Origin of the sequence: Exiguobacterium sp. s142 (genome assembly GCF_018618455.1) — a bacterium.
GTDB classification, from domain to species: domain Bacteria; phylum Bacillota; class Bacilli; order Exiguobacteriales; family Exiguobacteriaceae; genus Exiguobacterium; species Exiguobacterium aurantiacum_A.
In genome coordinates this window covers 119410-145087 of record NZ_JACSMB010000005.1, presented here as the reverse complement: position 1 = coordinate 145087, position 25678 = coordinate 119410, and the positions used below count along the sequence as shown (strand labels likewise).

Annotated in this window: 27 protein-coding genes; 21 read left to right on the top strand and 6 right to left on the bottom strand. The window is 50.3% G+C overall.

The features are described 5' to 3' along the window. Position 1: 1 nt before the first annotated feature. From KNP77_RS06860 to KNP77_RS06845, 4 genes are all read left to right on the top strand, one after another. Positions 2–685 (top strand): ABC transporter ATP-binding protein, encoded by a 684-nt coding sequence (locus KNP77_RS06860; protein WP_214889503.1) that lies wholly within the window; start codon positions 2–4, stop codon positions 683–685. Then, positions 682–3249 (top strand): ABC transporter permease, encoded by a 2568-nt coding sequence (locus tag KNP77_RS06855; protein WP_214889500.1) that lies wholly within the window; start codon positions 682–684, stop codon positions 3247–3249. The genes KNP77_RS06860 and KNP77_RS06855 overlap by 4 nt, the downstream gene beginning before the upstream one ends. 221 nt (positions 3250–3470) lie before the next feature. After that, a complete protein-coding gene (locus KNP77_RS06850) occupies positions 3471–3629 on the top strand; it encodes a hypothetical protein (RefSeq protein ID WP_214889497.1) in 159 nt (52 codons plus the stop codon). An 8-nt stretch (positions 3630–3637) separates the two neighbouring features. Beyond that, positions 3638–3874 (top strand): hypothetical protein, encoded by a 237-nt coding sequence (locus KNP77_RS06845; protein WP_214889494.1) that lies wholly within the window; start codon positions 3638–3640, stop codon positions 3872–3874. 510 nt (positions 3875–4384) lie between these two features. Here KNP77_RS06845 and KNP77_RS06840 read toward each other — a convergent pair. After that, entirely contained in the window at positions 4385–7882 is a 3498-nt protein-coding gene (locus KNP77_RS06840; RefSeq protein ID WP_214889491.1) for a tetratricopeptide repeat protein, read from the bottom strand. A gap of 398 nt (positions 7883–8280) precedes the next feature. Between KNP77_RS06840 and KNP77_RS06835 the strand changes: the two genes are divergently transcribed. The 12 genes from KNP77_RS06835 to KNP77_RS06780 all read left to right on the top strand — a co-directional run bounded on the left by KNP77_RS06835 (position 8281) and on the right by KNP77_RS06780 (position 16972). Continuing rightward, positions 8281–9048 carry a hypothetical protein gene (locus KNP77_RS06835; RefSeq protein WP_214889488.1) on the top strand — a complete coding sequence of 256 codons (768 nt, stop codon included), beginning with the start codon at positions 8281–8283 and terminating at the stop codon, positions 9046–9048. Between the two features lie 24 nt (positions 9049–9072). Further along, positions 9073–9288, top strand: coding sequence for a hypothetical protein (locus KNP77_RS06830; protein ID WP_214889485.1), 216 nt, complete (start codon positions 9073–9075; stop codon positions 9286–9288). A gap of 293 nt (positions 9289–9581) precedes the next feature. After that, positions 9582–10472: a GNAT family N-acetyltransferase gene (locus KNP77_RS16135; RefSeq protein WP_214889482.1), complete on the top strand. Its 891-nt coding sequence runs from the start codon at positions 9582–9584 to the stop codon at positions 10470–10472. Positions 10473–10507: 35 nt separating this feature from the next. Further along, complete coding sequence (locus KNP77_RS06820) at positions 10508–11158, top strand: SIMPL domain-containing protein (protein ID WP_214889480.1); 651 nt, start codon at positions 10508–10510, stop codon at positions 11156–11158. Next, positions 11155–11574, top strand: a complete 420-nt coding sequence (locus KNP77_RS06815; RefSeq protein ID WP_214889469.1) for a hypothetical protein — start codon at positions 11155–11157, stop codon at positions 11572–11574. The genes KNP77_RS06820 and KNP77_RS06815 overlap by 4 nt, the downstream gene beginning before the upstream one ends. Positions 11575–11709: 135 nt before the next feature. Next, the gene (locus tag KNP77_RS06810; RefSeq protein WP_070328611.1) at positions 11710–12180 is read left to right on the top strand and encodes a flavodoxin family protein; all 471 of its coding nucleotides are present in this window, start codon (positions 11710–11712) and stop codon (positions 12178–12180) included. A gap of 112 nt (positions 12181–12292) precedes the next feature. Next, positions 12293–12694, top strand: a complete 402-nt coding sequence (locus tag KNP77_RS06805) for a hypothetical protein (protein WP_070328613.1) — start codon at positions 12293–12295, stop codon at positions 12692–12694. An 82-nt stretch (positions 12695–12776) separates the two neighbouring features. Further along, positions 12777–13889 carry a M14 family metallopeptidase gene (locus tag KNP77_RS06800; protein WP_214889467.1) on the top strand — a complete coding sequence of 371 codons (1113 nt, stop codon included), beginning with the start codon at positions 12777–12779 and terminating at the stop codon, positions 13887–13889. A 91-nt stretch (positions 13890–13980) separates the two neighbouring features. Further along, positions 13981–14781 carry an alpha/beta fold hydrolase gene (locus KNP77_RS06795; RefSeq protein WP_070328615.1) on the top strand — a complete coding sequence of 267 codons (801 nt, stop codon included), beginning with the start codon at positions 13981–13983 and terminating at the stop codon, positions 14779–14781. A 272-nt stretch (positions 14782–15053) separates the two neighbouring features. Further along, positions 15054–15482, top strand: coding sequence for a CBS domain-containing protein (locus KNP77_RS06790; protein WP_016510664.1), 429 nt, complete (start codon positions 15054–15056; stop codon positions 15480–15482). Positions 15483–15581: 99 nt separating this feature from the next. Further along, positions 15582–16085: a cupin domain-containing protein gene (locus KNP77_RS06785; RefSeq protein ID WP_070328616.1), complete on the top strand. Its 504-nt coding sequence runs from the start codon at positions 15582–15584 to the stop codon at positions 16083–16085. Further along, positions 16082–16972 (top strand): aldo/keto reductase, encoded by an 891-nt coding sequence (locus KNP77_RS06780; protein ID WP_131464108.1) that lies wholly within the window; start codon positions 16082–16084, stop codon positions 16970–16972. Before KNP77_RS06785 ends, KNP77_RS06780 begins: the two co-directional genes overlap by 4 nt. A 44-nt stretch (positions 16973–17016) precedes the next feature. Here KNP77_RS06780 and KNP77_RS06775 read toward each other — a convergent pair whose 3' ends face one another. Beyond that, the gene (locus tag KNP77_RS06775) at positions 17017–18711 is read right to left on the bottom strand and encodes a M3 family oligoendopeptidase (protein WP_214889465.1); all 1695 of its coding nucleotides are present in this window, start codon (positions 18709–18711) and stop codon (positions 17017–17019) included. 206 nt (positions 18712–18917) lie between these two features. Between KNP77_RS06775 and KNP77_RS06770 the strand changes: the two genes are divergently transcribed. Together KNP77_RS06770 and KNP77_RS06765 are read left to right on the top strand one after the other, a co-directional pair. Next, positions 18918–19418, top strand: a complete 501-nt coding sequence (locus KNP77_RS06770) for a PTS sugar transporter subunit IIA (RefSeq protein WP_070328619.1) — start codon at positions 18918–18920, stop codon at positions 19416–19418. Positions 19419–19507: 89 nt separating this feature from the next. Further along, entirely contained in the window at positions 19508–20107 is a 600-nt protein-coding gene (locus KNP77_RS06765) for a helix-turn-helix domain-containing protein (protein ID WP_016509316.1), read from the top strand. A 43-nt stretch (positions 20108–20150) separates the two neighbouring features. Here the strand turns inward: KNP77_RS06765 and KNP77_RS06760 are convergent, their stop codons facing one another. The 3 genes from KNP77_RS06760 to KNP77_RS06750 form a co-directional block, all read right to left on the bottom strand. Continuing rightward, entirely contained in the window at positions 20151–20576 is a 426-nt protein-coding gene (locus tag KNP77_RS06760) for a hypothetical protein (RefSeq protein WP_070328620.1), read from the bottom strand. A 63-nt stretch (positions 20577–20639) separates the two neighbouring features. Then, positions 20640–21833, bottom strand: a complete 1194-nt coding sequence (locus KNP77_RS06755) for an ABC transporter permease (RefSeq protein ID WP_214889462.1) — start codon at positions 21831–21833, stop codon at positions 20640–20642. Further along, positions 21823–22713, bottom strand: a complete 891-nt coding sequence (locus KNP77_RS06750; RefSeq protein ID WP_214889458.1) for an ABC transporter ATP-binding protein — start codon at positions 22711–22713, stop codon at positions 21823–21825. Before KNP77_RS06750 ends, KNP77_RS06755 begins: the two co-directional genes overlap by 11 nt. A gap of 119 nt (positions 22714–22832) precedes the next feature. On the opposite strand from KNP77_RS06750, the gene KNP77_RS06745 reads away from it, so the two are divergent. Beyond that, positions 22833–23777 (top strand): VOC family protein, encoded by a 945-nt coding sequence (locus KNP77_RS06745; protein WP_214889453.1) that lies wholly within the window; start codon positions 22833–22835, stop codon positions 23775–23777. Further along, complete coding sequence (locus KNP77_RS06740; RefSeq protein WP_070328624.1) at positions 23774–24373, top strand: alpha/beta hydrolase; 600 nt, start codon at positions 23774–23776, stop codon at positions 24371–24373. The genes KNP77_RS06745 and KNP77_RS06740 overlap by 4 nt, the downstream gene beginning before the upstream one ends. Before the next feature lie 5 nt (positions 24374–24378). Here the strand turns inward: KNP77_RS06740 and KNP77_RS06735 are convergent, their stop codons facing one another. Then, positions 24379–24867 (bottom strand): restriction endonuclease subunit S domain-containing protein, encoded by a 489-nt coding sequence (locus KNP77_RS06735; protein WP_131507491.1) that lies wholly within the window; start codon positions 24865–24867, stop codon positions 24379–24381. Between the two features lie 250 nt (positions 24868–25117). Here KNP77_RS06735 and KNP77_RS06730 point away from each other — a divergent pair, with 250 nt between their 5' ends. After that, on the top strand, positions 25118–25669 hold the full coding sequence (locus tag KNP77_RS06730; RefSeq protein ID WP_131507489.1) for a hypothetical protein: 552 nt from the start codon (positions 25118–25120) through the stop codon (positions 25667–25669). Positions 25670–25678: the final 9 nt, after the last annotated feature.

Here is a 25678-nt window from a genome sequence, read left to right as displayed (position 1 = left end):
TATGAATATTTTAGAAGTGAAAAACTTATCAAAAGTGTACGGGAAAGACGAGATGGAAGTGCGGGCGCTCGATGACGTCTCGTTCACGGTGAAAAAAGGCGAGTTCGTCTGTATCGTCGGACCGTCGGGCTCAGGGAAGTCGACGTTGTTACACTTGCTTGGCGGTGTCGATGTGCCGACGAGCGGGAACGTGCTCATCGATGACACGGATATTTACAAGTTAGACGAGACACAACTCGCCATCTTCCGCCGTCGCCAAATCGGGTTGATTTATCAATTTTATAACTTGATTCCGATTTTGACGGTGGAAGAGAACATCACGCTTCCGATGTTGTTGGATGAACAAAAAGTTGACCCTGCCCATTTAGAGCGTATCATCGGGATCCTTGGACTGTCGAACCGGTTAACGCATTTACCGAATCAACTGTCCGGCGGGCAACAACAACGTGTCTCGATTGGACGAGCGCTCATCAGTAATCCGGCTATCATCTTGGCCGATGAGCCGACGGGGAACTTGGATAGTCAAAATAGTGAAGAGATTATGAGTCTGTTGAAACTTTTCAACAAGAAGTTCAATCAGACGCTCATCATCATCACCCATGACGAACGGATCGCCTTACAGGCCGATCGAATCATCTCGATTGAGGATGGGAAGATTGCGAAGAACGAGGTCGTCCGCTCATGAACATCATCCAAAAAATGACGATTCGGCATTTGCGCGAGAACAAGCGGCGCTCGCTCGTCACGATTATCGGTGTCATCATCTCGGTGGCGATGATCACGGCTGTGACGACACTCGGTTCTTCTTTCCTTGACTTGATGATTCGTCAAGATATCGCGGACAACGGAGAATGGCACGTCCAATATATGAATACAAATGAACAGCAAGTCGAGGCAATTCGTGACGACGCGGCGACAAAAGACGTCATTCTATCAAGTGATGGCTATGCGGAACTAGAAGGTTCACAAAATGTGTATAAACCGTATGTGTACATTCGGAACTACAACACGTCGGGGCTCAAGAACTTCCCGATCGACCTGACCGAGGGACGCTTGCCGACACAAGAAGGAGAAGTCGTCATTTCCGAGGCAATCCGTCAAAATGCGCAAGTCACGTACAACATCGGTGATCAGGTGACGCTCGATGTCGGCGCGCGCATGGACGAATCAGGTCGCGTGTTGACGCAAAACGATGGCTTGATGCGTGAAGGGGAAGATGTCCTTGAGCAATTGAAAGTAGAGGACACGGTGACGTTGACCGTCGTCGGTACGATGGCTCGCCCGGCATGGGAGCCGACTTGGTCCCCAGGCTATACGGTCGTCGGATACGTTGACGACAAGGACTTGAACGGGGCGACTGTCGATACGTTCGTCGCTTTGAACGATGTCAGCAACTCGATTTATGAAGAAACGGATCAGTTGATGAAAGAACAAGGGATTGAGGGAGTCGCCTATAACTCATCGCTTCTTCGCTATTACGGGGTGACGGACGATGGCGGGCTACGCAAAACGCTATATGGCTTCGCCAGCATCATCATGGCGGTCATCGTCATTGGTTCGATTTCGCTCATCTACAACGCTTTCGCCATCAGCGTATCTGAACGCTCACGTTACCTTGGTATGCTCGCGAGTGTCGGGGCGACGAAACGACAAAAGCGGAACTCGGTCTTCTTTGAAGGGTTGATTATCGGCGGGATCAGTATCCCGATTGGTATCGTTGCGGGGATCACGGGAATCGGATTCACGTTCCTATTTATTGACTCCTTCGTCGGAGAGGCGCTCAACGTGACTGAGAAGTTCAAAGTCGTTGTCACGCCGCTCACGCTACTGTTGACGATTCTCATCTCGAGTTTGACGATTTTCATTTCGTGTTACCTACCGGCACGTCGCGCCTCAAAAATTTCAGCAATCGACGCGATTCGTCAGACACAAGACGTTCGGTTGACACACAAAAACGTGAAGACGTCTAAACTTGTCCGTCGAACCTTTGGATTGGAAGCGGAAATCGGTTTGAAAAATACGAAACGGAACCGGAAGCGCTATTTGGCGACCGTCTTCTCACTTGTCATCAGTATCATTCTCTTTTTAGTCGTCAGTTACTTTACGACCCAACTTGAACAGTCTTTTGAAATGTCGCAAGGAGACTATACGTACGATATTCTCGTGTCAGGTATAGATCTCGATCAAGAAGACTTGCGTCGCTACGAGGCGATTGAAGATGTGACGAGCGGTACCTATTTAGAAAATGCCACGGTCCGAGCGTTCGTCGAAGTAAATCGACTGCCACAAACGATTATGGAACGAGAAGATTTGGCAGCTTCAGTCGTTGATGGGAAATATGGTTACTATGTGTCACTCTATCAACTCGATAACAAAAGTTTCGATGCGTACTTGAAACAGATTGGGGCATCTTCTAGTGACGTTAGCGATGGAGAGGTTCCTGGCGCTGTGTTGATTGATGAAGTCTCGTATCAAGATGCAGATAAGAAAAAATTTGTTATGACGAAAACGATTGAAGCCGAAATCGGTGACACAATTGATTTATACGAAGAAAATGCGACGGAAAATGCGATTCCGTCCGATACGGTGAAAGTAGCGGCCATGACGGACATCATTCCGAACGGGATGACATCGAGTTCTCTCGGCTGGCTCGATTTAATTGTACGGGAAGGAACGTTCGAAGAAGGCGATATTAGTGAAGCGCTTAACTTACAAAGTTCTTTCATCGCATTGAATACGACAAATCCTGACGCGACGCAAGAGGTGATTGAAGCGGAACAAAACATGGATATCTATGTGACTAACGTGTCGGAACGACGCGAACAACAAGAGCAGATGTTGTTGTTGATGTCGATTTTCATCTATGGGTTCATCGTGTTGATCTCGCTCATCTCGGTGGCGAATATTTTCAACACGATCTCGACGAGCGTCTCGTTACGGCGTCGCGAATTTGCGATGTTGCGATCGGTCGGGATGACACCAAAAGGATTTAACAAGATGGTGTACTATGAAAGCATCTTTTACGGATTGAAAGCACTAGCGTATGGACTTCCAATCAGTATTCTCATCATGTACTTCATCTACCGAGCCCAGATCAATACGTTCGAAGTACCGTTCACGTTGCCTTGGAGTGACATCTTGTTTGTCACGGCCGTGATTTTCCTCATCATCGGTTCTTCGATGGTGTATGCGATTTCGAAAGTGAAGTCGGATAACATTATCGACCGCTTGAGACAAGAGAACAATTGATGATCGACCCGCAATGCCTTAGAAGTTCATCATCAAAAAAGTGAAATCGAAAGAAAGGGATTCGGTGTCTACTGGGTTCCTTTTTTTGTGAAATGAGATAGAGGAAGGGGTGGGGGAATGGACAATCGAGAATTATGGTATGGCGAGGATTTGCGCTCGCTTGGCCAAGTTGAAGCGGTCGTCGACTCGTTGGGGATGATCCGGAGCGATTCAATGAATTGATGATCGGTTTGATCGATGAACGTCCTGTCGTCCGGATGCGGAGCACAGATACGATGGAGAAAGTGACACGCCGTCATCCAGAGTTGCTTCGACCGCACCAAGCGACCTTGTTCCAGAAACTGTATCTCGCCACCGAACAAGAAGTGAGGTGTACTTAACCTAGTTGATGCCACGGCTGACGTGGATGGAGGAAGAGGCAGCCGATATCTTCCGTGTGCTCACCGGTTGGATTGACATTGAAACGAGCAATACCGTCATCGTCAACGCGCTTCAAGCAATCTTCGACTTGAGCGCCGTGCATCCACGATTCCGTGACGCCGTAATCACCCTGCTCAAAGCAAAACTCGAGACGGGGAGTCCGACCGTGAAGAGCCGCTGTAAAAAACTGTTGCAGAAATTGTGACCGATGCATCTTGTTTTCGGTCTGTACGAGTGAAGGTGAAAAGGAGGGGTTCATGTAGACGATCAAGCGATCATCGATTTATATTTTGCCCGTTCCGAGCAGGCGATTGTGGAGACGGCGGAGAAATACGGGGCGTATTGCCACACGATCTCCTACAATATCCTGCACAGTCGGGAAGAAGCGGACGAGTGCGTTAATGATACGTATATGAAAGCGTGGCATGCCATCCCGCCGATTCCGAGAACGACCAAACGACCTCAGTTCCTCAAAGTTCGAGGCTGAAGCCGTCTAGACAATTTTTATTATCTCCACTGTCTACTTGCCATTGTAGTAGTAAGCTCAACATAGTAGCTCATGTTTGAAGTGACTCAAGTCAGGGCGTGCAATAACTCACAATTGAGTACAATGAAGAAGCTTTCAACAGGCGTATCGTCAAGGTAGATGCCCATTTAATGTGTTCTTAGTGACTTAAACATCTTCGCGTATATGGGTACACCACAAAATTGAATTTTAATTGTCTTTTTTTAATTCACTTGATGATCTCTCAAATAAAATCTCTTGTTTCAAAAGAGTATACCATTCGATTCCTTCTGAATTTTCTTTCCCACAGGGTAGATGAGATATATAGCCCGGATAATGATCACCTAAATTTAATTCATCTTTTTCCTTTGTGGTTGGTGGAGGAAGTATTTTATTATCATCACTATAATTGAGCGGAAACATCCAACAGGCTTTGGGCTTAATTTTCCAGGGATGATAACCTAAATCAGTAGCCACTCTCTGCAAAGAACATTCATTATTTTTTGCTACAAAGATGCATCTAGTTGCCTCAAAGTGAACGGGATAGTCATTCCGTTCATAACTGTGAGATGTGGTAGCTGTTTTTCTACCTTCCATAACCGAATTCCAATTACCATCCACTATAAGCTCTTTCGGCAATTGATGAAATTTTTCTTTGTGGCCTTCTACGAACTCTTTTATGTTTTCTTCTTCTTCATGAGAAACATAGACACCGTCATAACAGCAAAAGGCTTCACAAGATGAACAGTGAAAACTGAGTTTAGGAATAGGTGAAAAGTCTTGTTTAAATTCAATTTGCTTCTTCTCTGTGTATGTCTTAATAGGTTCTACATATTTTTGAATCCACAATTGAACCTGCTTGGTTTGTGAAAGATACTTAGGGTTACGTTCGATAAATATTTTGAAGAAAGATTCTACATAGATAGGATTTCCATGTAAACCTTCACATTCTTGAATATAGTTCAAGAATTCATTGATTTCTGTATCATTTATTAATTTTGGCTCTATCACACTGACTGAAGCTAGAGAAGAAACCTTTAAACCAGGTTCCGAGGCGGTAATGTTCGATGCGAGGTCCTTTATTTGTGTTGAAGAAATTGTTAGTCTGGCACCTAAGTTTGCTGCACACTGAAGGGCAAAACAAGATCCTAAGGAGACCAAATAATCATAACCTCTAGTGCGACTCTCTTCTATATAAGACAATAGTTTTGCGAATGAGCTTGTGTCGCCAAATTCTGAAAGAGCCAAAGCGCGCCATATTTGCCCATACAACATATCCCAATAATGTTGTATTTCTTCAGACAAAAAGATACCTTCTTCATAATAATTTAAAGCTTCGGATAATCTCCCTGATTGTAACAGTACGTTTCCGTAGCAGATAGCTGCTATGTTTTGAGCATGTTTCCAACTTGATTGTTTTGATAAATCGTATGCAAGTTTTATTTCTGCATAAGCACTATCGTATGAACCACTCGCTAGATAAGAATCTGAAAGGTTAACACAACTTATTAAATAGTTATAGTAATCATTAATTTTCAGATAACCTTCTTTCGAAAAAAGGCATCTCTCGATAGACTGAATATTCATATCTAAATTATGGAACAAGAGGTATAAGGTGTGATTAAGTCTTATATTAAGGTGCTCATTAGTTTTTAGTAAATTTGAATACTCATTTTCAATCTCGCTAATAAGTTTAAGACCGTTTATTGAATCACCAGAATAAAAATTAGATACTACTTCTTGGAGTCGAATATTAAATCTAAACTCTATATCAGTTTGAGAGCAGAGTGAGGTTGCTTTTTGAGCCGACTCTAGAGCCTTCTTTGCATTATTCGTTCTTAATTGGTACTTGGATTGATAATAATAATAGTATGGGTAATTCGCGTATTCCGAGGATTTATGCTTTTTCCAATCATTTATATATTGTTCTTCTTTGCTAATATCACCTTCACCGTACGAAGCCTCTACTAATCCACTCAAAATTTGATTGAACTCTTCACCGCTCAATTTCTTATGGTATTTTATAATGTCTTCACCAATTTTGTAACATCGATCAAAATCCCCTAATACTAAATAATGCTCCAGTAATTGTATTGATAGTTGAGCGAGCTCCTTTACGTCTAATACACTAAGTTCTGAATCTTTCATTGCAAGAGAAAGGTACTCTTCGATTACCCATACCCTGTCATTTTGTTCGAACTTTATAAATTCCGGGGAGACTATAGTTTCTTTGTAAAATTGTTTTAAAATATTTATTATTTTCTGTTTTAAAGGGAAGTCTTCTAGCCAATCTCTAGCTATTTCGTAATACAATCTGCGTTTAAATTTAGCGACTTGGTCAAATAAGAGATGTGGCGATAACTGAGTTAAATTGTAAGGATCCTCAGACCTATTAAAATTAACAAATGTAAAGCTGTTGTCTTTAAGTAAATCTTCACATTGCTCAATAAAAGATTTAGAAAATTGCATACCTTGTGCGCTACCAACCATTATTAAAATTGAAAGTTCTATCCCCAAATCCTCAATATTTTTTCTCGCAATTTCTTTTTTATTACTCGACTTCAAATTAAGGGGAGTAGAGGGTGAAAATAATTCACCAGAAGGTGTAAAAAAACCAGGCCTTGATTTTAATGTTGATAAATGATCAATTAATAATTCTATATCACCACTACAATGGTCAACTAGTTCTTTCTTCATTTCTAACGTCAAAGTCGGCAATTTTGAATCAATAATATTAAACAAATGCGACTCTTCAAGTGGTAAAAGGTTTATCACTGAGGTATTCTCGTTTTGAATGACAGACGAATATTTGTTTAATAGTTTAGCTAATTTTCTTTCGTCCAAACCATTTCTAGAATTAAAGGCCTCGTTTTGTAATTTGAATGAAGATTCCCAACATGTGACTATTATAAAAAGCGGCCAACTATTAATTATGGCATTTTCGAATAACTGATTAATAAATTCATACGTCAGTGGATCCATCCATTGGGCATCATCAACAATTAATACAAGTGGAATTGTCGGCAAGCGCTTGTCATGAGAATTAAAAATTGATTCAAAAGCCTCTAAAGATTGTTCCACTAAAGAAGTGTAGTTTTGTTGGGCTAGAACATTTACATAATCTGGGTCACGTTTTTTCATATTCCAACTATTAAATAGATTCTTAATGGCATCAAAAGTGTCTACACTTTGATTAGCCTGTCCAAAAATTTCCCCAACGGTCTGGACTATTAAAGGTCCTCCACCGGGAAATGCATAAGAAGATATCATGCTTAGCGCACTTTTAGCTAACTCAATATTCGAAGCAGTTCTTTTCTTAGCTTCAAACAATCCATGTAAATGCAATCTAATTTGATTCCGTGCTTGATTCAATGCCTCACCACTATTTGAGGTACTGTTGCGTTCATTTTCGTTTGGACATCTAAGAGCAACCCACATCCAAGGCATTAAATTACTCCGAGATGAATATAGTTCTGTAAAATCTGGTACAAGAGACATGGTGTTTTCTGTATCACGTAAATGATTTGGCCAATATTCATTATCATCATCGATTTTGTTCAAATGATGATAAAACTCTTGAATAAGTCTTGTTTTCCCAAGCCCTGTATCACCAAATAAAGTTAAAAAGTGTGGGTTATTATTTTTCACCCTATCAAATAAGTCAGTAAAGGCAGCAATCTCTTCATTTCTTCCATAAAAATTTGACAATAATATGACCTCCATTTCAAAATAATTATTTTTAATGGTAAAAATTAATAATTAAGGTTGTTTCTAAATTATAAATTTATATTGAACTTAATAATAGAGGTGTCGAGAGGAAATAAAGATTTTTTTTGACGCTATTCAACAATTATAACCTCGAGATTAATAACTCTTTAAAATGGAGATTACGTTTTTAAATGACATAGATCCTTTTTTTCGGTCTATAGAAGTGAAGGTGAAAAGGAGGGGTTTATGTGGACGATCAAGCAATCATCGATTTATATTTTGCCCGTTACGAGCGGACGATTGCGGCGACGACGGAGAAATATGGGGCGTATTTCCACACAATCTCCTACAATGTCGATGACCGATGATACGCAGTGGTCGACTTGTTAAACGATTTTTTGGAACAATTGCCGCGCGAGACGAGACAGATCTTCATGGACCGTTATTTTCAATTTCAATCAATCAAAGAAATTGCGAAAGCGCGACAGCAAAGTGAAGATGGTTCTCATGAGGACACGAAACGAGCTGAGGGACAAGTTGGCAACGGAAGGGCTGGCGCTATGAACGGAGATCGACTCACGCGTTTAATCGGGAAAGTTGATGACCGCTTCGTCGAGGAATCGATGGAGGTTGGAAGGAGGAAGCGGCGGCGTTGGAAATGGACGGGTGGTTTTGTGATGGCCGCTGCCCTCATGCTGCTCGTCTTCACATGGGACGGATGGAGAAAGACGATCCCGCTGTCTGAGAACTCATCGAACATGTCGGTCGCGTACGTCGGTCAATCGGACATTCGTGTTCACGACGCGCAGCCGAATCTCGTCTCGATGACAGAAGAGCAGCTCTTTACACAGTGGGAGCCGGCTTTAATCCGAAATGTCGTGAAACAAATCGCTCACCTCGAGCTCGACTTCGGCAGACAAGAGGAATACCGGTCGCTCGTGACGATTGACGTGATGGACGTCTATCGGGGAGACATCGAGCCGGGAAGTGCAATCCAAGTACTTACCGCCGCGGGCGTTGGATTGGAGGTGTTTCAGTCGGATGCGGACGTCGTCTCCGAGCTTCGGCTCGGTATGGAAGGGATTTTCATGCCAATTCGGTACGACGCGTCACACATCTGGGCACAAAATGGGGCCACGCTTCAATTGACGGATGTGAGTGATTAGGGTTTTCCGGATGGTGAGCGATACATGTTCTTGAACACGGAACAAGGTCTCGTCTTCAATCGAGACGCTTATCCGTCTTTGACGGGGGCCGAAGTCGAGATTTGGAAAGTCTGGGTCGATGAACAGAGTGAGCCGAGCGTTCGTTCGATCACGCTCGACGAGTTGACGATTGATGAGTTGCGATTTTTAGGTGATGCCGGGTTTGAGCGGCCAGAGTGTCTCCATGGCGTGAAATCGTGACATTTTCGTAAAATGCTTGTAGATTTTCCGGACGTGGTATCATGTTCGGTTTTTTGTCTCCTCTTGAAAAAAACTGCTACATAACAAGAGAATGGTTGGAGCGGGAATGGGGACACGATTATTCGGTTGCTCACTCTTTTCATTGCTTGTACGAACTGACCGACGTCAAGTGGGCGGCTAGTGTGATGCCACCGTGAAGGAGGTTTCGAAGTCTCTGGCGAATTGTAGCAACATCACGTATTGGCAGGGACTGGATGCTGTTCAGTGAAAGCTTTATAGAGGAGGATGGCACAGTGATCTCATTTCGACCGTATTCACATGAGCCTTATGTGTCGGAGGATGCTGTAAAAGTAAGAGACTTTCTCATCAGAATCAATGCGACGGAGCTGCAGGCACCACGTCTTTTATGGGGGGCGTGGGACTGGGCGGTGAACCATGCGCTTCGTGATCAAGAACATGTGCATCGGATTGGCATGTGGGAAGATGAGGGGCGCCTTGTCGCCCTGGCGACGTATGAGCTCAATTTAGGGGAAGCGATTTTGGTCGCAGAGGAAGGGTACGACGCATTGAAGCCTGAACTCGTTGCCTATGCGGTCGAGCGGTTGCATAATCACGGTGATTTGCGACTATTGTTACCGGATGAGGATGAGTGTCTGCAGCTTGCCACCTTAGAGACAGGATTTCGACCGACGAGACACATCGAGCGGTTCGCGAAAATCCATGTTTCCCGGATAAGTAAGGAGTCGTTGCCGCACGGGTTCTCCTACGTATCTCTCGCGGATGAATGGGATTGGCGACAATACAACCAAGTGATGTGGCGTGGCTTTGACCATGACGGGAATGCGCCGGATGATGCCGCGACCATCGCCGGACGGAAAAAAATGTTGTCGAGTCCTGCGATTCTACCCGAACTGATCGTTGCCATTGCCTCACCTGAGGGGAAGTATGTGGCACATTGTGGTGTCTGGTATCGCCCGGGTGACCGCTATAGTTACGTCGAACCGGTCGTGACAGACCCGACGTACCGGGGGAAAGGCTTCGGAAAGTCGGTCGTCTATGAGGCAATCATACGGAGCGGGAAACTAGGGGCAGAACAGGCGATTGTCGCTTCAGACCAGATGTTTTATTACAGCATCGGCTTCGTTCCGTTTCGGACGATGACGCAATGGCAATTGCACAATTAAGCGACTTAGGATAGAGAGAAAGGGGAGAATGAAACATGGAACGCACCATCACAGTCAAAGGAACGGGAAAAGTATCGGCCAAGCCAGACTTGATTGTCGCGAAAATGGAGTTGACCTCGAAGGCCGTGCGTTACGAGGAGACGATGAACGAGGCGGCGACGGCCGTGGCGCGTCTGCAAAAGGCGCTTGGACAGGCCGGCTTCGATAAGACCGCTCTAAAGACGACGGACTTCTCGATCGATACAGACTATGAAAGTTACCGTGACGAGGACGGAAATTATAAATCTCGTTTCCGTGGCTATGTGTGTGAGCAACGAACAAAACTTGAGTTTGACCTCGACACGAAACGCTTGTCTGACGTCATCCAAAGCGTCACAAATTCAATGGCAGATCCGAAACTGTCCATCAAGTTCACAATTAAAGATTCAGATGTGGTTAGCGATGCACTCCTCGCCAGCGCGGCGGAGAGTGCGTTGCATCGGGCAGGACTGTTGACGAAAGCGGCCGGTGCGAAGCTTGGGGAATTGAAACGGATTGACTATACGTGGGCCGAGCTCCATCTTTACTCGCCAACGAATTTGGTATTCCATGAAGAGGTGTTCCATTCGCAGGCGTCGATGCCAGAGCTTCAGCCGGACGATATCGATTTGAGCGATACGGCGACGTTCGTCTGGGCGATCGAATGAAACGAGTCGTCTGGATGGTGGTGTTGCTGCTGTCCGTCTCGACGGCGGTCCATGCCTTGTCCTGGGCGTATGCGTTCGTCGTCTTGGACGGACGGGTGTATGAAGTGACGGACATTATGGTCTTGGAGGCTGATCTTGGCGACGTCGTCGGCGAGGTCGAGACGTTGGCTGACGATATGACCGGCGACTATTATGGGGACGCCTCGAACATGTATCCGATCGGCACAGAATATCGTCAAGTGGAAGGGGAGTCGGTCGAAGACGTGCTCGCGGTTGAGGATGAGACGGAGTGGAAGCGGGCCGAATTCGTCCATGAGGCGCCGTTTGACAGCCGAAATCATGTAGACGCAATCGCCTATGCCGCCATCGGCTTGGGGATCGCCGTATTTTTGGGCACTAGGCTGAGGAAACGTTGATGAACTTATATGACTTTGAGGACAGATTTCGAATCGGATTATAGAAAAAAGAATGGATACATGATGAGCGGTCCACCATTAAGGGAATAGTCCCATGTAGACCGAGAGAGCTTTCGCTTAATGGAGGGATACGTCATGAAAATCCTCATCACTTTTGACTCGATGTACGGATGCACAGAAAAAGTCGCCCACGCCATCAAAGACGGATTCGGCGAGCTTCATCAAGTCGAGGCGGTTCACATCAGTCATATCGGCTACGGGGATCTCGCCAACCTCGATTTGCTCGTCGTCGGATCACCGACACACGGCGGACGCGAAACCGAGGACGTGAAGACGTTTCTCGACGGACTGTCGGATCATGCGCTCCGCGGAGTGCGGGCCGCAGCGTTCGATACGAGCATGGCCGAAGAAGACCAAGGCTTTTTCGTCGGAAAGATCGTCAAGTGGTTCGGCCACGCCGCGACCCGGATTGAACGGGCGCTTACGGAAAAAGGAGCAGAGCCGGTGCTTCAAGAATCATTCCTCGTCCTCGACAAAGAAGGACCGCTCAAAGAGGGAGAGCTCGAGCGGGCCCGTGACTGGGCGAGCCATCTGTTCGATAAGTGAACGAAGACGCGTTCCTGATGGGATGCGTTTTTTGTTGTGTCGTATGACCGAACAGCACGAGAAACGGGTAAATACAAGTGTAGCTCTTTTTCTAAAGAATGGAGGGAGAAGGATGAAAAAATGGGAACGAGATGTACTTGTCGGGTGGATCGTCGTCTTGCTTGTGTTAATCGCCCATTACGCGATCACCGTGTCGCTCGGCAACACCTATTTTGCCGAATCGACGTTGAATCGGATGCTCTGGTTCAGTAGCTTCCCGGCTTTTTTGATCGCGTTTATCGCAGCACTCTTCCAAAAAACGAACACGATTACCCTTGCCGTCCGACGCGCCGTCATTTGGACAGCCGAGCTCGTCGTCGGGTTTTCACTTGTCGCCTTGTTCTTCCGCGCGTTCGAACCGTTGTTCGCAAGCCCTGGTGCGTATTGGCTGTTCGGTGCCGTCTTGCTCGCCCCGCTCGTCTACTTGTTTGCGTTCCGCCGGCAAGACCGCGGCACAAAAGCCGGAGCCCATTAATCGAAACGCCTTCCTCGGGAGGCGTTTTTAGCTTGCCTCGAAATGGGAAAGGGGTACAGAAGACATGAATGGAGGGAATCATATGAGTACTTATTTTTCATCATCTTACGACGAGTCGCGCGAGAGGTTTCTCGATTTGCTCGACACCGTCAAACAATACTACCCGAGCGCGCGGACGATGTCGCATTCGATCGGGGAAGATACGATCGACGTGATCATCGGCGAACCGGCCGGGTCACGTGAGGCGATGCTGCTCATGACGATCGGCGAGCATGGGATCGAAGGCTACGCCGGTGCGGCCGTGACGCAGCAATTTATCGAGACACAGCTCGGCAACGTTCGCCATGACGTGACAGGCGTCTGCTTCATCCATGCGGTCAACCCATGGGGGATGAAACATTTCCGGCGCGTCAACGAACATAACGTCGATTTGAACCGAAACTACGTCGTCGACCGGGAATCGGTGCCGCGAAATGTCAATAAAGAGTACGAGGTGATGCGCCACTTGTTCGTCCCGGACGGTGTCATCGACGACTATCACGAGGCGCGCGAACACATTTATTCGTTCCTCGGCTCTGGCATCAAGCTCGACGGGTTCGACGCGATGACCGAGGCGAAAGGGATGGGCCAGTACCAATTCCCGAAAGGCGTCTATTATGGCGGAGACGCCGACGAACCGTCCGCTGTCTTCATGAAAGAGATCCAGCACGATCTTCTCGACCGTTACGACCGGGTCGTCCATATGGACTGGCACACCGCGCTCGGGCCGACGAACGAAGTGACGATGCTCGTCAGCGAGCGGGACGGACGCAGCGCCGAGCAGTTAAAACAGACATACGGGTTGAAGAACATCAAGACGTACAATCCGGATGACGTGCTCGGCGACTCGACGAACCATTTCTATTACGTCCGCGACACGCAGCATCCGGACAAGCAGCTCGTCTCGGCCTTGTTCGAATTCGGGACGTTCGGCACGTCGACGAAAGCGCTGATCCGTGAATTTTTGACGATCATTTTAGAGAATCGTCTCTATTTCGAAGGCACGAAAGACCCGGAGGCACGGAACGGCATCAAAAAAGAATTCATGGCCATGTTCTACCCGGAAGACGAGACGTGGAAGACGTCCGTGTTACGAGAAGGCGCGCAAGCGGTCGAGCATATCTTGAAGGCCGAATCGCTCTGGCGCGACGGTTGACAGGTTTTCAGTTCGCTCAAACGGGAACAGATGGGTTGTGGGCAAACGTACGGCGCACAACGCTCAACAATACGATTGGGGGTTTTGAATGATGGGGAATTACATTACAGCACATGACGGGACGTCTATTTTTGTCGAGGACGTCGGAACGGGCGACGCGGTCGTCTTCTTGCACGGCTGGCCGGCGAACAACAACATGTTCGAGTATCAGAAGAACGCGCTCTTGGATGCGGGCTACCGCTACGTCGGCATCGATTACCGCGGTTACGGGAAGTCGGACGCACCGGCTACGGGCTATGACTACGAGACGATGGCGTCTGACGTGAACATGGTCGTCAACGGCCTCGGTGTCAAAGATTTCACACTCGTCGGTTTCTCGATGGGTGGGGCGATCGCGATCCGCTATGCGGTCGATTATCCGGACGGCGGTTTGAAAAAACTCATCCTCGCCGGCGCGGCGGCACCGGTGTTCACGCAACGCCCGGACTATCCGTACGGGATGACAAAAGAAGAAGTCGACGCCTTGATCGAAGATACGAAACGAGACCGTGCCTCGATGTTGACCGGATTCGGCGAGATCTTCTTTGAGAAGAAGCATCCAGAGCCGCTCCAAAACTGGTTCCACAGCTTGTCGCTCATCGCCTCGAGCCATGGGACGATCGCCTCGGCGAAAGCGCTCCGCGACGAGGACCTTCGTGAAGACTTGCCGAAAGTCGGCGTCGAGACGCTGATCATCCATGGCGTCCACGACAAAGTCTGTCCGTTCGAGTTTGCCCTAGAGATGGAAAAAGGCATCCCGAACGCGCGCATCGAGCGTTTCGAGGAGAGCGGTCACGGTACCGTGCTCGACGAGATGGAGAAGTTCAATCAAACGATGTTACATTTTATCTGATTAGACGAGACGCCTTGATCGAAAGGCGTCTTTTTTTATGGACTCGGACGGGTAGAATCGATGCGTACAGGGTATAAATAATTGGAGTTACTTTCCAGTTTTCTGTTGATGACGTGTCACGCCGGTCCTGTTCTTGTAAAGGACTTTTTTCTGTGACAGCAACTAATGAAGGGAGGGTGAAACAATTGTGGGGTGCGGTCAATTATTGCGGTCAACCCTACGATTCATGGTACAATAGCGTGGTGGATTAACAGATTGAGGAGAGATTATATATGAATATCGCTTTCTTTTTATATCCGAAAGAAGACGTCAAATATTTAGACCCGGAGTCGACGGTGCGGCAAGCGCTCGAGAAGATGAAGCATCATCGCTTCACCTCGGTGCCGCTCGTATCCGAGAACGGCTTTTACGCCGGAACGATGACGGAAGGAGACTTACTGTGGGCACTCGCTGAACAACTTCGCGGGGAAGAAGATTACGAGAAAGTGCTCCGGACTCGCCTGAAAGACATCAAACAACGCATACGCTATAAACCGGTATCGATCACGGCGCAAATCGAGGAGCTCGTCGATGCGATCACCGATCAAAACTTCGTGCCGGTCGTCGATGACGGCAAGTATTTCATCGGCATCATCCGACGCCGTGACATTATCGAGTACTACTCGACGAAGTTGAAACAGCTCGAGAGCGAAGTACGCTAACTCAGTGGCTCGGCCCTTATTAAAGGGTCGGGTCATTTTTTTGTGTCGATTATATCCTCTATAAGTCGGGTACAGTGTCAGAGACAAGGAGGCGATCACATGGACATGTCCACATATCGGTTTAAAGATGACGGCTCGATCCCGAACAACCCGTATTTCCCGGTGCTGTTATACCGACGCGTGTTCGACGAGGCGGACGGCATCCAGGCGACGTTCGAGCATAACGGTTGGGGCAACAGTTGGGTGAACGGCGTGTTCGACTATCACCACTATCACAGCAACACGCACGAGGTGCTCGGGGTGAGGTCAGGCCGTGCGACCGTTCAACTCGGCGGCGCGACCGGCGATCTCGTCTCGTTGAATGCGGGTGACGTGTTGATCCTGCCGGCAGGGACGGGACACCGTCGACTCGAGGCGAGCGATGACTTCGAAATCGTTGGGGCGTATCCGGAAGGACGCGACTATGACACGTTGACGGGCAAGCCTGAAGAACGCCCGGACAACGTCCATCGAATCGAACGCGTCGACAAACCGGCGACCGATCCCGTCTTCGGGACGACAGGGCCGTTGCACGATCAATGGATCAAGGAGGAAACAACATGAATCGAATTCCACACACACTGATTTTGGCGGCACTGAAACAACACGTGGTCAAATTGCCGGACGGGCGCGAGATGCGTGCCCTCGGTCAAGGCACGTGGCGCATGGGCGATGACGCATCAAAACATGACGCGGAGATCGAGGCGTTACAGACAGGTCTCGACTGCGGATTACACGTCATCGACACGGCCGAGATGTACGGGGAAGGCAAGTCGGAGACACTCGTCGGGGAAGCGATCCAAGACCGGCGCGAGGACGTCTTTCTTGTCTCGAAAGTGTATCCACATAACGCCGGGGGCGACAAGCTCGTACAGGCGTGCGACGCGACGCTCGAGCGGCTCGGCACCGACTATCTCGACCTTTACTTGTTGCATTGGCGCGGCAACATCCCGCTCAAGGAGACGGTTGATGGCCTCGAACAGCTGAAAGCAGACGGGAAGATCCGGGCGTGGGGCGTCTCAAACTTTGACGTCGACGACATGAAAGAACTGCTTGCCTTGCCGAACGGGAAGCATTGCGCGGTCAACCAAGTGCTGTACCATCTCGGCAGCCGCGGCATCGAGCACGACTTGTTGCCGTTCCTAGAAGAGCAGCGCATCCCGGTGATGGCCTATTCGCCGCTCGCCGAAGGCAGCGACGTGAAAGAGAAGATCTTTAACGATGAGACGGTGAAACAAATCGCCGAGGCGTATCATGCGTCGGTGGCCCAAATCCTGCTCGCGTGGACGGTCCGGAGCGGCAACGTCATCGCCATCCCGAAAGCAGGGCAGAAAGCGCACGTCGAAGAGAACGGGGCGGCGCTGCTCCTCAATCTGACTGAAGAAGATTTCAAAGCGCTCGACGAGGCGTTCCCGCCGCCGAGCGGGAAAGAACCGTTAGATGTGATTTGAGGACAAAAAGGGTGAGCCCATGCGGACTCACCCTTTTTCTATCTTCAGTTCGCTAACGGGTGCTTCAATAGATAGTCTTCAATCTGTCCGATCGTGTCTTTTAACACACCGTCTTCAAACGGCGACTTCAGTCCGGCCAGTTCAACGAGCTCGAGGAACGAGCGGCTACCGCCGGCCTGACAGAGCGTGAGGTAATCGCTCCATGCCGACTCGCGGTCCTCATGCATGCGCACCCAGAACTGGAAGGCACAAACTTGGGCGAGCGTGTAGTCGATATAATAGAACGGGCTCTGGAAGATGTGACCTTGTTGGTGCCACCATGCGCCCGACTCGAGGTAATCGTTCGTCTCGTAGTCGCGGTGCGGCAAGTACACCTTCTCAAGGTCACGCCACGCCTGACGACGTTCTTCTGCCGTCATGTCGGGCTTCCGGTAGACGATGTGCTGGAACTCGTCGACGAGGACGCCGTATGGGAGGAACGTGACGCTTCCGGCCAAGTGGTTGAACTTGTACTTGTCGACCTGGTCGCCGAAGAACAGCTCCATCCACGGCCAGCAGAAGAACTCCATCGACATCGAGTGGATCTCACACGCCTCGTACGTCGGGAACGCGTATTCCGGTGTCGTCAAATGACGGCTCTCATATACTTGGAAGGCATGACCGACCTCGTGCGTGAGCACGTCGATGTCGCCGGCCGTACCGTTGAAGTTCGAGAAGATGAACGGGAGACCTTCAGACGGTAAGTACGTGCAGTAACCGCCGCCGGCTTTGCCGGGCTTCGCCGTAAGATCGAGGGCGCCGCGCTCTTGCATGTACTGGAAGAACTCGTCCGTCTCGCCCGAGAGCTCACGGTACATCTTATTGCCGCCCTCGATGATGAACGACTCGTCGCCTTGCGGTGTCGCGTTGCCGTCCGGGAAGACGAACGATTCGTCATAGTAGCGGAGCGTATCGACAGCGATGCGTTTCGCCTGCTTGTCTTTTAACGTCGTCGCGAGCGGGACGATGACGTCACGCACTTGTTTACGGAAGTTGTCGACCATCGACTCATCATAGCCGACGCGTTGCATCCGGGCGTAGCCGAGTTCGACGAACGACGGGAAGTCGAGCGCGTGCGCGATCTCGGTCCGGACGCGGACGAGTTCGCCATAGATGCGGTCGAGTTCTAGACCGTTGTCGGCGAGGTATGTATAACGCGCCTCGGACGCCGCTTTTCGTACCGACCGGTCGGGTGACTGTAAGTATGGGCCGAACTGTGACAAGTTGAGCGTCTTGCCATCGAACTCGATCTGTGCGGCCGACATCACTTTTTGATAGCTCGTCGCGAGTCGGTTCTCTTCTTGCAGTTTCGGGATGAGCGATTCGTCGAACGTTTTGAGTGCCCGTTCCGCGAGTTCGAACAATTGGCTGCCCCATTCCGCTTCGAGCGCACTTCGAAGGTCGTGCTCCGTCAAGACGCGATAGTACGCCTGGACTTCTTTCTCGTAGACCGGCAACGCGTCGTCAAAGAACGTCTGCTCGGCTTCGTAGAACGCATCGCGCGTATCGATCGAGTGGCGGATCGCGACGAGCTGACTTTGCGTCTCGAACGCGTTCCGTTCCTGGTTGATTTGGCGAATCAATTCGTTCGCCTCTTCGAGTGTGCTCGCTTGCTGCAATTCGACTGAATAGTCCGACAATCGGCTGTTTAAAGCGTCCACGTCGGGCCGTTCGTATGACAATTTTGTGAAAGTCGTCATTGTAAGCGCCTCCATCATGTGAAATTTTTATAAAGTGTAAAAAGGGCTTGCAAAAGCGATTGCACACTCGTATTCTTACGATGTGTAAACGAATTCGCACTACCTTAATACAACTATACCGTGAATAGGGTAGGGATTGAAGTAATAGCTTTTCGGGTATAAAAGCTAAGACTTTGATTAACAGAACATGTTGGAGGGATTAAGCTATGGGATTCTTTAAAAAACTTTTTGGTGGTAAAGACGAGCAACTGAACGCGGTGTCACCACTTACAGGGAAAGTCATCGATATTACGAACGTGCCTGACCAAGTGTTCTCACAAAAAATGATGGGTGATGGCATCGCCATCGAACCGACAGACGGAAAAGTCGTGTCACCGGTCAACGGGACAATCGCGACGGTCTTCCCGACGAAACACGCGATCGGCATCAACGCGGACAACGGTGCGGAGTACTTGATCCACATCGGTCTCGACACGGTCAACCTTAAAGGTGAAGGCTTCGAGACGCACGTCACGGAAGGCCAAGCCGTCAAAGCAGGCGACCCGCTCGTCACGTTCGACCTTGACTTCATCAAAGCGAACGCACCGTCGACGATCACACCAATCATCATCACGAACCATGACAGCTTCGCTGTGAACAAACTTGTTGCTGAAGGCGACAACGTCACAGCCGGTTCATCTGAAGTCGTCGAGTTGACGAAAAAATAATTAATTCGACCACTTGCTCGGAAGCATGCGCTTCCGAGTATTTTTTTGTGGATTCGGGAACTATAATGGAAAAGAGGGGGTAGAATTCAATGGATGGTAAAAATGCACCGTACCGGGGTTATGGGGACCGAATCCGAATCTTGCGTGAGCGGACGGGTATCTCGATCGAGGCACTCGCCGAACAGATCGGTGTCGCTCCGTACTTTATTCGCCGGACCGAGCTCAGTGAAGTGTACCCGACGATGCCTTACATAGAGGCGCTCGCCGAGGCGCTGAAGATTGACGCGAACTACTTGGCACGGCACATTTGGACGGGGGAGTCCTTGAAGGTGCTCATGAAAGGCAAAGCCCCTGAACTCGAACAGATGAAGCTCGCCTATGAAGAAGCGATGCACGGGAAGTCGACGGAAGATATGCAGCATCAGCTCGAGACGCGCATGCGCATCTTCGACTTGATGCACGAAGAGGAACTGCGCCGCATCTTTGAAGAGGACGAGGAACCGACGTCGCACCACGCGTTAGAAGCGTTGGTCGATGCCGTGCTCGACCTCGGACGGACGCATGAGGCGACACATCGCATCGTCCCGTTTGCCCGCTACGTCGATCAGCTCGTCCCGGAGCAGTTCGTCGATAACTCGTTCCAATATACGGAGTTTGGCATCGTCGATAAGTCGTATAAGTTGCAGTGAGCACAAAAAAGCAGCCGTTCTGAGCAGAACGGCTGCTTTTGATTTAACGCATTGGTCTTGCTTCATAACGCACTTTCGGTTTCGTCCCGGCAAGCAGGAAGCCGAGCACGATGTTGAGAATCGTGAGCACCCAGCCGATGTAACCGAACGTATAGGCGAGGCTCGCGAGCATCGTCTGCCAGTCGAGTAAGGAAGCGGCATCACCGCGAACGGTGAAGCGGATGATCGTGAATCCGACGAGTGTCGTCAGCGTGATCAAAATCCCGATCCACGCGCCGCCGAACCTTGACGTCTCAGAACGTCGACTGACCGGATACCAAAACGCGAGCGTTCCGAGGAACGTGCTGCCCGCGTATGCGAGCAAGATTTGCCACAACGCGTCGGCCTCTAAGAAGACGGTATAACAGATGAACGTCGTGAGCGTCGTCATGAATGTAAAGATCAAGGCTGCGAGTAATCGTGATCGCATAGTTCGTTTCCTCCTCATTTTGCACATTCTTTAGAGTATACGAAAACGAAAATGCTGTAAACGTTATTGACGATTTTGTAATATTTGACGCCATTGTTTAATCGCGTTGTTCCCGTAGAACAGGACGCCGCCGCGATAGAACTTCGAACCGATCCAGAGAATGACACCGATCGAGCCGAGCATGATGCCGATCGACAAGGCGACTTCCCAGACCGGTACGTCGACGAGCATGACGCGGAGGAACATGAGCATCGGCGTGAAGAACGGAACGAACGACAAAATCGTGACGATCTGCGCTTCCGGATTGTTCAACCCGAACATCGCGGCGAGGAAACCGGCGACGAGGAGCATGATGACCGGCATCGTCATCTGCTGCGACTCTTCGACACGGCTGACGAGCGAGCCGAGGACGGCGAACATGGCCGCATAGAGCAGATAGCCGAGCGTGAAGAACGTCAATAAGTAGATGACGGCCCGGGCGTTGCCGGCGTTGTCGATGACCGATTGGGCCATCTCATTGCTGCGGGCGCTGAAGTAACCGAACCCGAGGAAGATGCCGATCTGTAACAGGGCGAGCGTACCGATCGCTGAGATCTTGGCGAGCATGTGCGTCACCGGATGCGTCGTCGAGATGATCAGTTCCATGACGCGCGACGACTTCTCGGTCGTCACTTCGGTCGAGATCATCGAACCGTACGTGATGATCGATACGTAAAGCAGCATGAGCATGATGTAGACGAACGCGAATGACGAGAACAGCTCCTCTGAGTTCTCGCCGCCACGGCCGAGGTAAGACTCCTCGATCGGGACCGGCTCGTTCAAAGCGGCGAGGACGGCCGGGTCGATGTTCGACGTCTCGATCAGCTCGGCGTTGCGGACTTCGCGGAGCGCCGTCTGCAGGAGTGTCGTGAAATCGGGCTCCGGACGGTCGGACAAGACACGGGCCGAAGCGCCGTCGATGAAGGCGACGATCTCGTAATCCCCATTTTCGAGTCCCGCGCGCGCCTCGGTCTCGGTGATGTCGGCCGATTCGACCCCTTCGTAACCGAGCGACTGCATGATTTCAGTCAGTTCGGCATTTTGCGTGACGAGGAGCGCCTGGCCTTGATCGGTGTCCTCGAAGTTCGCGAGCAGGCGGTCGATGTTCGTGAAGCCGAGGATGAACACGATCGTCAAGATCGTCGAGATGAGGAACGCCTTCGACCGCAGTTTCGAGCGTAGCGTGAACGCGTACAATGGTTTGAAGTTATGAAACATGGCTGCCTACCTCCTTGATGAAGATGTCGTTGAGCGAGACGGGTTGGCGCATGAACGTCTTGACGGAAGCACCTGCTTGCACGAGGGCGCCGAGCACCGCGTCGCTGCCTTCGAACGAGTCGAGCCGGACGAGGTGACCGTCGCGATGAGGTTCGACCGCTTTGACGATCGGGAGTGCCGTGAGGACGTCGACGCGATCGGTCTCGATGAAGAGCACCGGCTCGGCGTAACGCGACTTGATCGTCGGGACGTCGCCGCTGACGACGGCGCGGCCGCCTTTCAAGATGCCGATATGTTGGCACAGCTCTTCGACGTGCTCCATCCGGTGACTCGAGAAGACGATCGTCGTCCCTTCGTCGCGCAGGGCGAGCACTTCATGCTTCAAGATCTCGACGTTGACGGGATCGAGACCGCTGAACGGCTCATCCAAAATGAGCAGTTCCGGGTTGTGGAGCAGCGCCGCGATCAACTGAATCTTTTGCTGGTTTCCTTTTGACAGCTGTTCAACACGCATCGTTTCGTACTGCGGGATCTCGAGCCGTTCGAGCCACGACTTGACGGCACGTTTCGCCTCAGCCGACTTCATGCCTTTCAGGCTGGCGAGAAAGACGAGCTGGTCGCGGACGGGCGACTTCGGATACAGGCCGCGCTCTTCCGGCAAATAGCCGACGATGCGGTGGTCGACGTTGCGTCCGTCCCAGAGAATCGTGCCGTCGGTCGGCTTTAAAATGTCTAAGATCATCCGGAACGTCGTCGTCTTGCCGGCACCGTTCGCCCCGAGCAGGCCGTACATCTCGCCACTGGGGACGTGAAAGCTCAAGTCGTCGACGGCCGTGAACTCCCCGAACTGCTTCGAGACACGGTCAATTTGTAAAGTCATATGTAAGTCCTCCTTATTAGGTGTCTACTCCTAGCGTACGGCATTGTGAGCAAAAAGTTTCACTTTTCATCGGAAATGATTTATCTTGAAATCAAGATAATGAAAAAGGGGGACACGTCATGACGACGCACTCAGCAGGTATCCATCACATCTCGGCGATGGTGAAAGACCCGCAACGCACATTAGACTTTTACGGCAACGTCCTCGGTATCCGCTTCATCAAGCAGACGGTCAACTTCGACGACCCGGGTACGTACCATTTATACTTTGGCGATGAAACCGGGACGCCGGGGACGGTCATCACGTTCTTCCCGATCCCGGGTATCGGGAAAGGCAGCGTCGGCAGCGGGCAGGTCGGCGTCACCGCGTATCTCGTACCAGTTGGCAGCCTCTTGTTTTGGGAGAGTCGCCTGCAAGCCCACGGTGTCGCGACGGTCGCGACCGAACGGTTCGGCGAGCCGTCGTTGTTGTTCGAAGACCCGGACGGACTCGTCGTCGAGCTCGTCGCGCGGGCGAGCGCGAAACAGACGGACTGGCTCGTGCCAGGTATCACGAAACAACAAGCGATCACCGGGTTCGCCGGGGCGACGCTCCTGTCGAAAGACCCGGAGGCGACGGTGCGGCTATTGACCGAACTGTTTGGCTTCACGAAGACGGGGGAAGATTCGGAATGGGTCCGACTTGAGGGCGAGGCCGATTACGGCAACGTCATCGATGTCAAAAAAGCCGTCCTCCCGAACGGCGTGCCCGGTGCGGGGACGGTCCACCATATCGCCTGGCGTATCGCGGACGGTGACGAGTATACGACGTGGCAAGACGCGATCTTTGACCGCGGCCTCCGTCCGACCGAGGTGAGAGAGCGGCACTACTTCCGCTCGGTCTACTTCCATGACGAAGGACGCATCTTGCACGAGCTCGCGACCGACGCACCCGGGTTCCTCGTTGATGAAACGATCGACGAACTCGGTAGCGCGCTGAAGCTGCCGGACTGGCTCGAAGTCGACCGCGACAAGATCACACGAACGCTACCAACCATCACAATCCCGAGAGGAGACAGAATATGATTCATCAATTCATTAAAGGCACGACCGAGACGACGCTCGTCTTGTTGCACGGTACAGGCGGGACGGAGCAGGACTTGATCCCGCTCGCCCGTGAACTCTCAACTGAAGTGAACATTCTCACGCTCCGGGGCGACGTCCTCGAGAACGGTATGTCCCGTTTCTTCCGCCGTCATGCGGAAGGCGTGTTAGACCTTGAAGATTTGAAGAAACAGACGGAGCGCTTCCTCACGTTTCTTGACGAGGCGGCAGCTAAATACGGTGTTGCCCGCGACAAGATGATCCCGCTCGGCTACTCGAACGGTGCCAACTTGATCGGATCGGCCTTATACCGGGACAACGCGTTCAAGGCGTCGCTCTTGTTCCATCCGATGGTACCGGACCGCTCGCTCACGCTCCCTGACTTGACGGGTGCGACCGTGTTCATCTCGGCCGGCGAGCGTGACCCGATTTGTCCGAAACAAGAAACAGAAGAGCTGACGTCGACGCTACGGGAAGCCGGAGCGGACGTCGAGCTCTTCTATCACGGAGGCGGGCACGAGCTGCGAATGGAGGAAGTCGAAGCAGCTCGAGCATGGGTTGTGCCGTTAATCGATTGAAACGGTCAGGCCATTTTCTTCGGTTTGGACGATCTCGAGTAGACGACGAGGACGCCACGATCAATCAAATAGGCAGCGAACATGCGTTTCGCTTCTTCAGCACGAACGGTTCGGTCGATTTGGATGTACAATCGGCCGAGCTTTTTTTGTGAGGTGCGGGTCAACAACCAGATCGAGTCGAGCGTGTATTGCCAGCTCCGGAGTGTGTCCGCCCCGATATACATGTACCGGTTCGACGTGCGCTCGAGCAGGTAGTTGAGCCACCAGACGTCACGGGCGAGCTTCATGACGACACCGACCACGAACGAGATGCCAATCAGGAACAAGACTGAAGCGACCGGATGTAAGGCGCTGAACCGTTCACGGAGCGGTTCGAAAGCGATGATGAATAAACCGATCGAGAGCGCGCCGATACTCCACCAAAATCCAAAGTTAGAGAACGAACGTTTCGGGTCATGGACCACGTGATGACGGTTACGGATGACAGAAGCCATTCTCCACACCTCCTTTATTAGAATATTCTGATTATTTAGTAAAACAACTATACTATACTCTACCCACTCTCGTCCATTTGAATACGCGCAAAACCTGCTCGCGCATGAAGATTTGTCGACGATTCGGCTTGCAAGCGGCAGATACGGGGAATGATGACAATGACGTCATCATTTTTTTGTTGAATCGTAATTTCACCGGGTCAAAAAATCGGCTATGATAGTGAAGCAAAAATTGAAGTGAGGGAATTGAATGAAAAAGATGAAGGTGGGCGAGTTGCGAAACGAGCTCAAACAATTCGACCAAAACGAATTGATTGAACTCGTCGTTGGCCTGTATAAACAACATGCAGAAGTGAAGACGGCCTTGAACCGTTATTTCACCGAAGGGTTTGAAAAAGAGGAAGCGGTACGATTGACCGAAGCCATCCAGAAAATTGGCACGCCTACTCCGAGAACCATGTTTCAGTTTGACCGATTACGAGAAGGTGCCAAACTTGTCAAAGATGCAAACGCGTTTACAGACCCGATCTTGCGAAATTACGTCCGTGTTTTTTACTTGCATTATTTCGTCGAGTACGTGGAGCGGCAGGCCGATGTCATCTATTCTGTCTCTCCAGGGGAATTGAAAGCGTTCTTTAGCGAGTTCGAGCGTTTGATTAAAACGATTCAGACAGAACCGGAACACGTCGTTTTTGAATTTAGTGAGGAAATCGATTTCTTGATGGTACATGTCCCGACCGAAGACAAAGAAGGTTTGCTTAACTGGTGGGAACAGAAAAAACGGTCACTCGACCATACGTGATCACCTTAG